Source organism: Vreelandella titanicae BH1, from assembly GCF_000336575.1.
In the GTDB taxonomy this organism is placed as follows: domain Bacteria; phylum Pseudomonadota; class Gammaproteobacteria; order Pseudomonadales; family Halomonadaceae; genus Vreelandella; species Vreelandella titanicae.
The window spans coordinates 315,531-329,381 of record NZ_AOPO01000002.1; the positions used below are offsets into that span (position 1 = coordinate 315,531).

The 13,851-nt window shown below is 41.5% G+C and carries 11 protein-coding genes; all 11 read left to right on the forward strand.

What is annotated here, in order from left to right; genetic code table 11:
* Nucleotides 1-166 precede the first annotated feature (166 nt).
* Entirely contained in the window at nucleotides 167-1,351 is a 1,185-nt protein-coding gene (locus HALTITAN_RS05925; protein WP_022523692.1) for a hypothetical protein, read from the forward strand.
* 68 nt (nucleotides 1,352-1,419) lie between these two features.
* Nucleotides 1,420-2,487, forward strand: a complete 1,068-nt coding sequence (locus tag HALTITAN_RS05930; RefSeq protein ID WP_022523691.1) for an NAD-dependent epimerase — start codon at nucleotides 1,420-1,422, stop codon at nucleotides 2,485-2,487.
* A 50-nt stretch (nucleotides 2,488-2,537) separates the two neighbouring features.
* The gene (locus tag HALTITAN_RS05935; protein ID WP_022523690.1) at nucleotides 2,538-3,896 is read left to right on the forward strand and encodes a UDP-glucose dehydrogenase family protein; all 1,359 of its coding nucleotides are present in this window, start codon (nucleotides 2,538-2,540) and stop codon (nucleotides 3,894-3,896) included.
* 157 nt (nucleotides 3,897-4,053) lie between these two features.
* Nucleotides 4,054-5,262, forward strand: a complete 1,209-nt coding sequence (locus tag HALTITAN_RS05940; RefSeq protein WP_009286552.1) for a glycosyltransferase family 4 protein — start codon at nucleotides 4,054-4,056, stop codon at nucleotides 5,260-5,262.
* Nucleotides 5,263-5,479: 217 nt separating this feature from the next.
* Nucleotides 5,480-6,382 carry a phosphoribosyltransferase gene (locus tag HALTITAN_RS05945; protein WP_009286553.1) on the forward strand — a complete coding sequence of 301 codons (903 nt, stop codon included), beginning with the start codon at nucleotides 5,480-5,482 and terminating at the stop codon, nucleotides 6,380-6,382.
* 147 nt (nucleotides 6,383-6,529) lie between these two features.
* Nucleotides 6,530-7,348, forward strand: coding sequence for a glycosyltransferase family 2 protein (locus HALTITAN_RS05950; protein ID WP_009286554.1), 819 nt, complete (start codon nucleotides 6,530-6,532; stop codon nucleotides 7,346-7,348).
* 262 nt (nucleotides 7,349-7,610) lie between these two features.
* Entirely contained in the window at nucleotides 7,611-8,570 is a 960-nt protein-coding gene (locus HALTITAN_RS05955; RefSeq protein WP_152419231.1) for a glycosyltransferase family 2 protein, read from the forward strand.
* A gap of 44 nt (nucleotides 8,571-8,614) precedes the next feature.
* Nucleotides 8,615-9,541: a glycosyltransferase family A protein gene (locus HALTITAN_RS24475; protein ID WP_051051899.1), complete on the forward strand. Its 927-nt coding sequence runs from the start codon at nucleotides 8,615-8,617 to the stop codon at nucleotides 9,539-9,541.
* Between the two features lie 202 nt (nucleotides 9,542-9,743).
* Entirely contained in the window at nucleotides 9,744-10,520 is a 777-nt protein-coding gene (locus HALTITAN_RS05965; protein WP_009286557.1) for an AAA family ATPase, read from the forward strand.
* 169 nt (nucleotides 10,521-10,689) lie between these two features.
* Nucleotides 10,690-12,738: an acyltransferase family protein gene (locus tag HALTITAN_RS05970; protein WP_039858331.1), complete on the forward strand. Its 2,049-nt coding sequence runs from the start codon at nucleotides 10,690-10,692 to the stop codon at nucleotides 12,736-12,738.
* Entirely contained in the window at nucleotides 12,739-13,686 is a 948-nt protein-coding gene (locus HALTITAN_RS05975; RefSeq protein WP_009286559.1) for a glycosyltransferase family 2 protein, read from the forward strand.
* Nucleotides 13,687-13,851 lie beyond the last annotated feature (165 nt).

The following is a 13,851-nucleotide window of genomic DNA, read 5'->3' on the forward strand; positions in this document are numbered from 1 at the left end:
TTGCTGCAACCCGTTTACTTCCGGCGCCTACGCCATAGCGACTGAGCCGTTTCCCCCTCGCTCTGATCACCACTTTTCATGCTTGAGTGATGCGAAAAGCATTATTGAGCATGTCATCAATGCTTATTTAAAAATAAGTGCTCTCTTTAGCACAAGGAGGCAAGTCATGACGAACAAACAATCTGATGACGAGCAACAAGAGTGGCTATCCGGGATTACTGTTTTTCTGATTAGAGAGTGTGAGTTGGCGTATTTGGACACCCTTCTTAAGTTGCTTGATCACTATGGATTTAATGTGTTGTGTAGCGTGCCAATCGAAAGTGGGCAGCAACAGGCGCTCGCTCAGTGGGTTCTTGATGATGGACAAGAGCAAGGAAATTTTGCCAGCAGTGGGTCGCCGCCAGTTTTTCTGCTTGTGGTACAGGATGTCCATCCAGTACCGGTGAAGCGGATGTCGAGTGACTCTCCCAATTTAAGACTACCTACCATCAGGGCAACCTTCAGTGCCACGCTCTCTCCAGAGGAGAGCAAAGCAGAACAACAGAGTCCGATACATTGCTCCCGCGATGCGGATCAGGCGTTTAAGTATCTCAAAACCTTGGTGCCCGAGCAGATCGGTAAGATACGTGAAGCAGCCCTAAGCAACGATGCAGCATTTCGCACACCTTACCCGGTATTAGCTGACCTAAGTAAAGAGGTTTGCCGAGCCAAAGTAGAGCTGGTGGATTTTCATGGCACTGAGGCGATTTGCAAGACATTTCGGCCTGGGCGTGAGCGCTACCTAGAGCGTGAAGTAAAGGCGCGTGAACTCGGTGCCTCTCTGCCAGAAGTATCCCGTCTGCTAGAAGTCGGTACTCATTATCTAGTGTTTGAGCGCTATGCCAATTGCATGGAACGCATTTTATCGCCTCGTGCGCCTTTTTCTAATCATGGTTTGCTGCCTATCTGGGCCATCGAGCGCGTGAGAGCCGTTATTTTGCACTATCGCAGTCTTGGCTATGAATGCATCGATCTTAATCCGCATGACCTTATCTATGACCCTTGCCAAGGGCTAAAGATTATCGATTTCGAGTTTCTACAGCCCGGTTCTGACGAAATAAAGACGCTGAAAGGCAACTATGCCTGGTACGCCGTACCTTCGATTTTTACCGGCGATTTACCTCCTTCAGCCCGGCAGAGCTCCTATCGACAATGTTGGTTTCCCTATACCGGCCTGCCGCGAACCTTATGTCTGAGTGAGCTTCCGCGTCCGTTACTTGCCATGGTGCGTTCAGTGGCTCTGGTGCCCTTGACGTTGGATGGCTTGAGGCGAGTGAGCTGGCGCCATATTCAGCGCTTTGTACGCAGCTGAGATTAGCGCTGTTATTTGCCCTACTCCTGCCAATGCCCTCTATTCCTCCCACGTCATGGAGTTATTAAATGAAGATTCTTGTTACCGGCCATGCCGGATTCATCGGCTTTCACACTGCCAAGCGGCTACTGGAGCGCGGTGATAGTGTCGTCGGCTTTGATAGCGTCAATGACTATTATGACCCTGCCATTAAGGAGGCGCGCCTAAAAATTCTTGAGCAGACGGCGAAAGAGACAAGAAACGACTACCTTTCTATTCGCGCTAATCTAGCTGATCAACAGGCGGTGGCCGAGTGTTTTAATGAACACCACTTTGACCGAGTTATTCATCTAGCTGCCCAAGCAGGGGTTCGTTATTCGCTGGAAAACCCACTTAGTTATGTGGAAAGTAACTTGATTGGGTTTACTAATGTTTTGGAGGCGTGTCGTTACTCCAGCATTGCGCACCTGACGTACGCCAGTACCAGTAGTGTTTATGGCGCTAATACTTTAATGCCGTTTTCCGAGCATGAAGGAGCCAACCATCCACTGCAATTTTATGCTGCCACCAAAAAAGCCAATGAAATGATGGCCCACAGTTATAGTCATTTGTTTGGATTACCGACCACCGGGCTAAGGTTTTTCACCGTCTATGGCCCCTGGGGGCGCCCAGATATGGCGCTTTTTAAATTCACCAAAAATATTTTGGCCAATGAGCCCATCCAGGTTTTCAATTATGGCTGCCATACCCGCGACTTCACCTATGTGGATGATATTGTTGAGGGCGTTATTCGCGCCAGTGATGATATAGCCACTCCTGCTTTTGAGTGGAATAGCGATAACCCTGACCCTGCTACCAGCAATGCGCCATTTCGTATCTTCAACATTGGCAATAATGATCCTGTGACGGTCAACATCTATATCGAAGCCATTGAAAAAGCATTAGGTAGAAAGGCCATCAAGGATCTACTGCCTTTGCAGCCTGGCGATGTTCCAGACACTTATGCGGATTCAAGTGAATTAGAAAAAAAGGTTGGTTATAGGCCCGCCACATCAGTTTTTCATGGCGTTGCCAAGTTTGTCGAATGGTATCGAAGTTACTATTCGCCAAATAAGGCGAGCAGCACCATAAGTGAAATTCATAGCTTGCCTAAATAAAACTTCTCTCTAATTTTTCTCACCACTTTACTCTCCAGTTAGGAAATCCAATGAACGTTACAGTTTTCGGCACGGGTTACGTAGGCCTGGTTCAAGGAACTATTCTGGCTGAAGTTGGCCATCATGTTGTTTGCATCGATCTAGATGATCATAAGGTCGAACAACTTAGGCAGGGCAACATCCCTATTTATGAACCTGGTCTAGAATCTTTAGTAAAAGAGAACTACGCCGCTGGGCGCCTTGAGTTTTCTACCGATGCGGCCGCGGGAGTCAACCATGGCCAAGTGCAGTTTATTGCTGTGGGAACTCCACCGGACGAAGACGGTAGTGCTGATCTCAAGTACGTTCTCACTGTGGCTGCCACCATTGCCGAACATATGGAGCAGAACCAAATTATCATTAACAAATCCACCGTACCTGTAGGTAGTGCTGACAAAGTGCGTGACGAGGTGGAAAAAGTGCTGGAAAGGCGCGGACGCAATGATATCGCGTTTGACGTGGTGTCTAATCCTGAGTTTTTAAAAGAAGGTAGTGCGGTCGTAGACTGCCAAAAGCCTGATCGTATTATTATCGGCACAGAGTGCGATGCCACGATTGAAGTCATGCGCGAGCTATACGCCCCCTTCAATCGTAATCACGACAAGATCATCGTGATGGATGTAAAAAGTGCCGAACTGACCAAGTATGCAGCTAATTGCATGTTGGCTACCAAAATCAGTTTTATGAACGAAATGGCAAACCTGGCTGAGCGTCTGGGTGCCGATATTGAGGCGGTGCGTAAAGGAATAGGCTCGGATCCACGCATTGGTTACGACTTCATTTATCCCGGTGTGGGCTATGGCGGTTCGTGCTTTCCTAAAGATCTGCAGGCTCTTATCCACGTCTCGAATACCATTGATTTTGACGCCAAATTACTCAAAGCAGTGGAGTCGCGTAATAAAGAGCAAAAAAACACGCTATTCAATAAGATAAGCCAGCACTTCCATGCTGAATTAAAGGGTAAGACCTTCGCCATTTGGGGGCTTTCATTCAAGCCCAACACTGATGATATGCGCGATGCCCCCAGCAGGGTACTAATGGAGGCACTTTGGGCAGCTGGTGCCAAGGTGCAGGCTTATGATCCGGAAGCCATGGAAGAAGCTCAGCGTCTCTACGGGAGTCATGATCACTTAATCCTTTGTGGAACCAAAGAAGCAGCTTTAAAGAATACTGACGCCTTGATTATCGTCACGGAGTGGCAGAACTTCCGTGCACCTGATTTTGATCTTATTAAAGAGAAATTAACTGAACCCACTATCTTTGATGGGCGTAATATTTATGAGCCGCGCCGAATGAGGGCGAAAGGATTTACTTATTATTCAGTAGGTAGGCCCAGCCCATTAGAATCTTCATATCTAGCTTCTAATTAAATATTCCATGTATCACATGGTTTTGTTTATATTCACTACTTTAAGGATGCATTTATGTTATGCATGGGTCTTTATTATAAGTAGGCGTTTATATTTTCGAATTTATATGTTTTTAGCTGGTAATTTTTTACTATCTGGTGTTCGTTGAGGAGGCAGCATGAACTCTAAGCTTAATAAACCAAAACGTCGCTTTCTGCTAGTGTCGGGCTCAAGCTATTCCTTAGTCAATTTTCGGGGGCCGCTCGTACAAAGCCTGATTAGTGCAGGATTAGAAGTACATGCGGCATCACCAGGGTTACATGATGATCCAAGGACATGCCGCCAGTTAGAGGCTTGGGGAGTATTTGTTCACGATATCCCCATGCAACGAACAGGCCTTAACCCGTGGTATGATTTTTTGACGCTAAAAGCACTTTACTTGTTGATGCGTAATATACGACCCGATGTCGTTCTGGCATATACCATCAAGCCGGTGGTGTATGGGATGTTGGCGGCTTGGCTGGCGAAGGTTCCTCAACGTTATGCATTGATCACTGGCCTGGGATATGCCTTTGCCGGAGAGGCACGCGGTAAGCGCGCTCTGGTTTTCCATCTGGTGCGTAGACTTTATTCGGCAGCTTTGAATAAGGTGGATAAGGTGTTTTTCCAGAACCCCGATGATGAAAGCTTATTTCGTGATTTGGGAATACTACGCGATCGCGTACCTTCCCAAGTGCTCAATGGGTCAGGGGTCGATATGGCGCATTTTGCTACAGCCCCTTTACCTGATGGGCCGCCACGTTTTTTATTGGTTGCTCGCTTGTTGGCAGACAAAGGTGTCCGCCAGTACGCTGAGGCAGCTAGGCGAATCAAGCAGCAGCACCCTGAGGTAGTATTTCAACTGGCTGGTGATATCGACAGCAACCCCGATACGATTTCGCAACAAGAGCTGGATACTTGGGTGGGAGAGGGATCGCTTGAACACTTGGGTTGGCTGAATGATGTGCGCCTGGCACTTGCCGAGAGTAGCGTTTTTGTACTGCCTAGTTATTACCGAGAAGGCACGCCGCGCTCAATTCTGGAAGCCATGTCTATGGGGCGAGCGGTCATCACTACCGATGCACCTGGATGTCGAGAAACCGTCACTAATGGCGATAACGGCTACTTGATACCTGTAAAAAATGTCGATGCGCTTGTTAAAGCCATGCAACACTTTATTGACAGACCAGCTTTAGTTAAAACCATGGGACAGCGCTCCCACGAGATTGCTAAAGATAAATACGATGTGCATAAAGTCAATGCCGTTATGCTTGAAGCAATGGGTATAGGAAAACCAGAGCTTCGTAATAGGGTGCAAAAACCATTTGATACTATTACTGCTAAATAAAATTGTAGCGTAGTGCTGCGTGTTATCTACATTATACCCTGCAAAAGTACTAACAGCCTCGATACTAATTTCCTGATTTTATCTAATTTAATAGCTGCGGCATCACTGATGCAATAGGTATTTCGATTGGTGGTCACCATATATCTATCTGTATCAGCTAAATGGGTGGTAGATAGCTGTTGCTGAAAATATTGAGCGAGTTGTCGGAGAAAACTTAATGCAGATTCAGTTCAAGTCATATGGTGATCTCGGCAGGGATATTACAAAGAATTTTGAAAAATTTTCTGGTGACTGGGACTTAGTCGTCGGGGTACCAAGAAGTGGTATGGTTCCCGCCTACATGATTGCACTTGCACTAAATATAAATTGTACGGATATTTCATCCTGGGTTAATAATTATCCATTGAAAAAAGGGCTTACGCGATGCGTGAGAAAAGATTTGAACTCTCCCTGGGAGGCACAAAAAGTTCTTATTGTAGACGACAGTATAATGACCGGAGGTTCAATAAGAAACGAAATTAACGCGCTCCCCGATTGGTTAGCAGCACGTGCATCGACACTGGCTATTTACTCAGGCAAGCCAATCAGAAGTGATGTAGATATTATTCTTGAATTTCTTCCCCATCCAAGAGCTTTTGAATGGAATATATTTCATCATAATGTAATGAGTAGGTCTTGTATTTGTCTTGAGGGGATGATGTCAGAAAACGAACTTTGCGATGATACAGGTACTACACGCTTTCGTTACCTTCCTTCAAGAGATATCGATACAATCGTTACGTCTCAGAGTGAGTCAAACCGACATAAGGTAGAAGCTTTACTGATGGATAACGGGGTTTCGTATCGTAATCTCGTTATGAAGAAAAATAATAAGAATGTCATGACTATTGATTCGCAGGTGAAATTCAAGGTTGAGACTTTTGTTGCATCCACGGCGGACTTGTTTGTCGAGTTTAATTCTTATCAAGCAAAACTAATTTGTCGAGAAGCAGGTAAGCCTGTTTTCTGTTTTAGTGATAGCCGTATATATAATCCTGAAGATCAGCTTGGGGCTCGTTTTGCCAAGAATAAAATAAAATTATTGATATGGAAAGTAGTCAATATGAAATTTCGCCGATAGAAAAGAGATATAAATTATTTTCTGGCTAAATAAATTGTTAGTTCTGTAGTTAATATGCTAGTGAGTTTTTACTGTCTGTTAATGATAATTATTATTAATAGAAAAGGTTCTCATCATCAGCTTGTCTGATGCCATGGAGGTGGCCTAATGAATCAGATTGATATTTCTGTCATTATGACTGTGAAAAATGGATCCAAATACCTGGAATCAAGTCTTTCTTCCGTTTTTTCTCAAACCTATCTACCTAAAGAAGTTGTTGTGGTCAACGATGGGTCAGACGATGATACCTGGGAAGTGCTCAAGAAGTTACGTCACATGGCCCCTGTCCAGGTTCAGTTAGTGGATACGCAAGGTGTTGGTCGTGCGCGGGCGCTTAACCTTGCTGTCAATCATACTCGTTATCCGTGGCTGGCCAATATCGACGCAGACGACCAATGGCTACCCGAAAAATTGGCGCAGCAGGTCGCTACTATAAGCCTATTTCCAAATGTGGAGCTTGTCGTAACAGCTAGCCAGATCGTTTATGGAGAAGGGGAAGGGGAGTTAGTTATTAGTAGAGGATTCTCCGTCACACCAATGGGGTGTGATAGTTTTTATGTTAACAATCCAATAAATCATAGCTCTATATTGTTCTCTCGACGATTTTTTGATGAGGTTGGAGGGTACGATGAAGCATTGTTTAGACAGGTCGATATAGACCTGTGGGTACGCGCTCTGAGAAAAGGTTTTATATTTTACCAAGTGGATTTACCGCTAACAGTTAAACGACTTCATGAAGGACAGAGCTTTGAAGTCGGAAATCGATTGAGTTATACATTTAATTCATTGAAAATTAGTCTAAAAAAATTACGACAGTTTAAAGCTCCTTTCTACTATTTTCCAATTGCTTTTGTTAAATTTTTTTATAATAACATTCCAAGAAGCATCCGGCGTCGCTTGAAAAGGGTGAGCCTTTGGAAATTATAATGATGCTCATCTTTGATATGCTTTAGGGATCGCACCTGGAATAGCATAATCCTAAATAATTAGCGACATAAAGTGTGTATGTTCTCCATTTGCATTTTACGAATGCACGAAATTCCAGGCTTCTCTTTATGCCAAACAAAAATGTTTATTATATTAAAATGGCAACTAAGGTCAGGTGCTGCCGTATTAATCGCATGTATATGTTAGCCAATAATTAAACGCTGTATTGAGTTTTCAAGGGCATGATTATGCAGGGGACACTATGAGCAAGGTGATCGCGGTGATACTCACCTACAATCGGCAGGATTTGCTACAGCTATGTTTAGCTGCCATTTATTCACAAACATGCATTTGTGACCAGGTGATTGTGGTCGATAATGCTAGCGATGATAATACACAAGAAATGCTAAGTGAATTGGACTATCCGAATCTAAAAGTGTATTTGCTGTCGCAGAATGTAGGTGCTGCAGGTGGATTCAATGCTGGGTTTCGTCTCGCATATAAGGAAGGAGCTGATTATATCTGGATGATGGACGATGATGTCATTCCGGAGCCGTTTGCCTTGCAAAGATTAATTGAAGCAGATAATACCTTGGATGAAAATGGTATTGACAGAGCCTACCTGATCTCTACTGCTTTTACAGAAAATGGTTATGTAACTAATTCACCTTCTATCAACAAAAAAATTAATCATATTGGATATAAAGATTGGCCAAAATTTGCTCAATATGGTGTTGTCTCCGTTGATCGAGCAACTTTTGTATCTATTCTTGTTCCCCGCGGTACCATTGACAGGTATGGTTTGCCTATTTCCGATATGTTCATATGGGGCGAGGATACTGAATATACATTAAGAATAACGGAAGATGTTCCCGGGTTTGTTGTGGGTGCCAGCAAAGTGATGCATTTACGGCAGGAGAAAGGAGTGCTAAATATTATTTCTGAAAATAGTGAGGTGCGCCTTAAGTATTATAAGTACTTAATAAGAAATAGAATATTTGTCACAAAAAAATATCGTCCAGCTCATGTCGTAGTAAAAATTATGTGTTTAGATTTATATATGATATTAAAATTATTACGAAGAAGACAGTTAAAAAAAGCTGGTATTGTAACAGCTGGGTTGGTTGAAGGTTTTTTGTTTTCACCTGAAATTGAATACATTGATTCACCGGTTAAAAGTCAATGTCTTCCATTGAGAATTTATAAATGTGAAAGTTTATAGTTTTTTGGCTAAAGTTGGCTAATAGCTTAAGACGAGGTGAGTTTATGTATAAGTTTTCTGTCATAGTGCCTGTTCATAACAAAGCTTCAACTTTGTTGGACTCTCTCTCGTGTCTTTATAATCAGACCTTTAAGAATTTTGAAATCATTGTCGTTGATGATGCCTCTACAGATGGGTCTCTCCAGATTTTATTACAAGAGGAACGCAAGGGTAAGCTGCGACTGTTCCAGCGAGATAAGCCTGGCCCAGGCGGCTACGCAGCACGCAATTATGGAGCACAGCAGGCAACAGCTGAATGGTTGGTTTTTTTTGATGCAGACGACCTGCTTGTGTATGACCACCTTTCAAGGTTTGCTAATGCTATTTCCGAAAACCCATCTGTTAATCTTTTTGTAAATGCATTTCGGAAGATGGAAGGAAATATAGTAATTCCGAGAAGTGAACCTTTAAAAAATGGAGTCATGAGTCGACAGGAAGCTTTAGCAGCGTTCTCACGTTCTGATTTCATTCACATGAACGGCGCTTGCATACATAAAAATACATTCATGGCCCTTGGTGGTTTTCCTGTTGATCGATACCGACGTGCTGGGGATGTTTATTTTTGGTTAAAAGTTATATGCAGTCTTAAAATGGTTCACTATGATCCCACCGTTACGAGCATGTGGTTGCTTCATAATAGTGGCGTGGTAAGCGACAAAAATAATATGATTCAAATTCATCCTTGCTTAGACTTAAAGAGTGAATGTGAAGTTGACCTAACGTGGCTTGAAAAACATTATCTAAATGCCGCCATTAATCGTAAAATATTGTCATGGGCGGTTGAAAAAAAGATAGTTGGAAGGTCAGTTAAGAAAGATATATGCTCATTAATACTATTTAGTATGCGGCCCCGCCAGTGGATGACTTTGGCGACTCTAATAATACCTCAGCCATATTACTGTAGATTACGGGATCGTGTGCTAAGTGGTTAAAAATCGTATCTTCTTTTTTATTGCAGAGATTTTTTCGAAATTAAAGTGATAAAGTAAAGTAGACTATCTAAATAACGGCGCAATTCTCAGAGGATTCGCGAGAACTGTTGTGTCGCTAACACTAACTATCCTGTCTGACGTCAGCATATCTCAGCGAATAATAATAAATCTATGCAAGATCTTCCTTATTAGGTGATTAGCCATGACACAATTAGAATTCATCGCAAAAAACTGGTTAGGTCGACTGCGTACTTTTGAGTATAAGGCACATTTTTTTGTGAAAGGTGTCTTTGATTATCAGATAGAGAACGCAAATAAATCACTTTTTATAGAAGTTGTAGGGTGTCCAGGGGTGGGAAAGAGTACTCTGATAGATTATATGGAAGAAAAGAGGTTAATTAAAGGTTTGATTCGTGCAAGATTGTGGATTGCCAGACTACAACGTAATACGAACATCGATAGTGCTTATAAAAGAATTTTAGATTACAAGTTAATAAGTTTAGAGAATGAAAAATCAAGGTTTAAGTATTCCCAGTACGCTATTACTCCAAGAGCAATAGATAAATATGTTGAAGATGAAAAAATCCCGACTGTGTTGCTAATAGACGAAGGCCTTTTTCACCACTTCAAATATGAAATTAGTGATAATTTGGGAAAGGATAAAGCTTTATTTAGTAAGCTGATGGAAAAAAGGGTTATTGTGCATATGACCGCTCGGCCAGAAATTATAGCGGAGCGCATTCTTAAGCGTTATAGGAAGACTGGTAACCTGTTGCCATATTATAAAAATAAACATGAATATGAAATTGCTGAATATTGTAGAAAAGCTCAAAAAAAAAGAAAGAAAGTGATCGGGGAATTTGAGAAAAGAGGAGTACCAGTGTTAACGGTTAATGCTGAAGATGGTGAGCAAGCGAATACGAAACACATAGATGATTTTATCAAAATACTAATGAATGATTACTTAGGAGCTAATTGATTTAACTCGAGGTTGGTTTTTCTAGAAAATACCCGTTGATGAGTAAGAAAATTATCTATTTTTGCCGAAAACTCCTTTACGCAGACTTTAAACTCTCCTCTGGAGGCCCTCAAGGGCACCTGTGGGTAGATGTGTTGAATGTTTTTGCTATTTATTAAGGAGGATAGAAGTGAACAAAACGTTTGATGTTTATACTCTCGATAACAAGTATCGTAAGGATATTCAAGGAGTTCGTGCCATCGGCGCGATACTGGTGCTTGTTTTCCATATCTGGTTTCAGAAGGTATCTGGAGGTGTCGATGTATTTTTCGTTGTATCTGGTTTTCTAATGACCGGAATGTTGCTTCGTCAGTATGCAAGGGATGGTAATATAAAGCCCTTTCATTTTTGGGGAGGAATTATTAAACGGGTGGCTCCATCCGCTTATGTTGTACTCTTAACGACTTTCATTCTCAGTTATTTTTTCGTACCACCTGTTTACTGGGTGGCTACAATACATGAATTTATTTTTAGCGCAGGGCATTTAGAAAACTTATTGCTAATAAGAAGAGAGGTTGATTACTTACAAATTGGAGACCCAGCAAGCCCTTTTCAACAGTATTGGGCACTATCAATTCAAGTGCAATTCTATGCCTTTCTCCCTTTGCTTATTGGGCCACTATTGTATATTTCAAACAAAATGAAATCATTGATACCTTTAATGTTGGGAGTTTCTATAGTTTTTTTTATTTCTTTTGTTTACTCGTTGGTCTCTACGCATTTTACTCCTAACACAGCCTATTTTAATCCTTTAGGAAGAGTCTGGGAGTTTCTAGCCGGTGCCTTGGTTGCTATATTTATCCCTTATATTAAGTTGAATAAAAAAACGGCATCAATCATCTCTTTTCTAGGTATTTTTATTCTCTTTAGCATCGGTATAGCATTTCCTAGCGACTGGAATTTCCCTGGATATGTCGCGCTATTTCCTGTTGTTTCAGCTGCTTTTATCATCATTTCAGGAAACGAATCTGAAAAACGTACACTGGTGAACAGGTTATTGTCAAATCGATATCTTGTCATGTTGGGTGCCATGTCTTTTACCATTTACCTTTGGCACTGGCCGATATTGGTTTTTTTTCAGCACTATTATGAAACAACAAACTTAGGCGTTGTAAAAGGTATGACCATTGTTGTATTAGGAGTTTTGCTGGCTATTATTACGACCTGGTTGATTGAAAAGCCTTTTAGGAAAATACCCAAGTCTAGGGTTTGGATCGCCTATATTGCAGGTTTTTCATTTTTCATTCCTTCGGTTACGCTTGGGTTGGGTGCTAAATACTATATTGAAAATCTGCATGATGTAAAAGTTGATTTTAAAAGATCTGCATTCGAGGGCGATGAGATTTCTATACAAGACGATGCTTCCAATTTGAACTATTGGTATGTTACCGCCATTTCTAATGACTTAGGCGAGACCATGGACAGAGATAATGGTTGTGCTACGGTCATTACAGAGTCCAAAATTTCATCTTGTGATTTTGGAGATACCTCTTCAGGAAATGTAGTCGCACTCGTAGGCGGGTCGCATATAGGTCAGTGGGAACCTTTTTTCTCGAGTCTAGGGAATGAATATGGATTTAAAGTGGTAAGTATCATAAAGAATTCTTGTTCCCTTGGCTATGAAATTGTGGAAGGTAATGATACTTGTAAGTTATGGAATGAAAATATCGTTGATTATTTAAGTGACCTGTCCCCTGATCTTGTTATAACAAACTCGACGAGGTCGAATCGTCCCCGTGAGAATAGATTAGTAGTAGGGAATCCTGTTGAGTTTGTTCCTTCTGGACATGTGGAAAAATGGAAGGAAATATCTGCTTTAGGTATTCCTGTAATGGGTATAAGAGATAACCCTTGGTTTGAAAGTGATCCAAGCTATTGCGTTTGGAAGAACCGTCATGAGGCAAGCCTATGCGCTCGACCCATTGAAGAGGTGTTGCTATCTGTTAATCCTGCAGATGCGTATGTAGGTGAAATACCTCTGTTTATCTCAATAGACTTTACCGAATTAATTTGTGTTGAGGGATTATGTCCGGCATATTTTGATGAAAGATTGATGTGGTCTGATACCCACCACCTGACACGAAATTATCTGGAATATATCACCCCAAGCCTGAAAGCTTCGCTTGAGCATCAGACGTCAATTTTTCAGGTTTTTAATAATTACGGGGAGAGCAACTAAATGTCCATTTATGAATTTGAAAAAGCGGTGAAATGTAAAAGTGCGATAGAGGATGCAGGTGGGGTTACGAAGGTTCGCAGCCCAAGAGCTTCAGTAATTGTGCCTACTTATCATGATTGGGCTCGATTGAAGCTGTGTGTTAATGCTTTGAAAAACCAAACATTTCCCCAGGATGATTTTGAAGTTATTATTGTAAATAATGCACCAGAAGATACACCACCTGTTGATTTCTCTTTGCCTCACAATTTCTGTATCATTAAAGAGGGAAAGCCGGGATCATATGCTGCAAGAAATGCAGCTTTAAAATTGGCGAAAGGTGAAATTATTGCTTTTACTGATTCTGATTGTATTCCGGATCCTTACTGGTTGGAAGCTGCTGTTAACCATTTTGATAAAGGTGTAGAGCGAATAGCAGGAAAAATAGAGCTTTTTTTTAAGTCTGATAAGCTCACCCTAGTCGAAATTTATGAGAAGGCTTTTGCCTTTGATCAGGAAAAATATGCTCAGACTGGAGGAGCAGCAACTGCCAATATGATTACATTGGCGAAACACTTTGAGACGGTTGGGCTTTTTAACGATACATTAATGTCAGGAGGCGATAATGAGTGGGGCTGGCGAGCAAAAGATAAAGGTATATCTATTGAGTATGCTCCAGACGTTATTGTAAATCATCCTGCTCGTGCCGATATGAAAGCTATGCTAAAAAAACGCAAAAGGGTGATCGGTGGGGAAGTATGCAATAAAAATAACGCTTCTAAAAATACTTTTTTTTTAATTCTTCTTAAAGGCTATTTTCCTCCACGAAGACAGTTAAATATTTTTGGTAGAAAAGGACTCTCATTTTCTAGAAAGTTTTTGGCATATTTGTTGTGTTATTACTTTAAGATTTACTCAACTACTTATAAGTTAGCCTTGCTAATAGGTATTGCAAAGCCCGAGAGATCTTGATCAATAAAATGAAATGTTGTTGACTCTGTATAAGGTTCATAAAATATAAACCCTCCATAAATATTGGAGGGTTTTTTTTGGTATAAATTTTTCTTTAATTTTTTAAGTGGTGCCTGAAAAGTAGCTTACTGTACTGTTGATCATACTCTATAGAGCACATGGCGT